Source organism: Methylobacterium sp. J-030 (genome assembly GCF_022829545.1).
In the GTDB taxonomy this organism is placed as follows: Bacteria; Pseudomonadota; Alphaproteobacteria; order Rhizobiales; family Beijerinckiaceae; genus Methylobacterium.
In genome coordinates, this window is the sequence record NZ_JAKSYM010000332.1 from 1 (window position 1) to 515 (window position 515).

Consider the following 515-nt stretch of genomic DNA (forward strand, 5'->3'; position numbering starts at 1 on the left):
TCCACGGCGTTCCGGGTCGTCGCCTGGCTTGCGGCGATCTGTCCGCGAATTTCGTCGGTGGCCCGGCCGGTCTGCAGCGCCAGGGTCTTCACCTCGCTGGCGACCACCGCGAAGCCGCGCCCGGCGTCACCCGCGCGGGCTCCCTCCATCGTGGCGTTCAGCGCCAGCAGATTGGTCTGGGGCGCTATGCCGGAGAGCAGGACGACCACGTCGCCGATGTTCGCGGCGTGCGGCCTGCGCGCTCAGCCCTGCCACGATCTCGCCCGTGCGCGCGGGCGGGTCGGCGGCCTGTCCGGCGATAATCGCCGCGTGGCTCACCTGCTAGCTGATCTCGTTAACGGAGAGCGAATGCTGCTCCGAGCCTGTCGCCATGGACCGGATATCCTGCGTGACCTGGCCCACGGACTGAGCCGCCTCCTGGGTCTGCCGGCTCACGTCCGAGGCGGCGCCGCCGATCGCATCGAGTTCGTCGCCGACCGCCTTCTGGATCTCGGCCCGGCGTGCGCGTTCGTTCA

Annotated in this window: 1 protein-coding gene and 1 pseudogene; both read right to left on the reverse strand. The window is 70.7% G+C overall.

The genetic code is table 11. The annotated features are described in order from the left end of the window. Positions 1-209, reverse strand: a 209-nt coding sequence (locus MKK75_RS36190) for a methyl-accepting chemotaxis protein (RefSeq protein ID WP_313901893.1), incomplete at its 3' end; no start/stop codon positions are given. Positions 210-321: 112 nt separating this feature from the next. Further along, positions 322-515 (reverse strand): annotated as a pseudogene (locus MKK75_RS36195) (chemotaxis protein); the annotation flags it as partial.